Annotated in this window: 1 pseudogene; it reads right to left on the minus strand. The window is 60.2% G+C overall.

Annotated elements, in window-relative coordinates:
• Positions 1-206, minus strand: a pseudogene (locus tag OC610_RS29495) (APC family amino acid permease); the annotation flags it as partial.

Consider the following 206-nt stretch of genomic DNA (forward strand, 5'->3'; position numbering starts at 1 on the left):
TAGATGAACATGCAGGTGGCCACGCTCAACAACCCGAGAATCATCGCCTTGGGCATGACCTTGGCCGAATTGCGCAGGTCCGGCGCCAACGGCGTGACGAACTCGCAACCGACGAACATGAACATGGCCATGCCCACCAGCGAGAGGATGGTGACAAGGTCGGTGCCCACCAACGACACGCCGAACCACCCTTCCAATTGCACCGC

Source organism: Pseudomonas agronomica, assembly GCF_025917275.1.
Lineage (GTDB): Bacteria > Pseudomonadota > Gammaproteobacteria > Pseudomonadales > Pseudomonadaceae > Aquipseudomonas > Aquipseudomonas agronomica.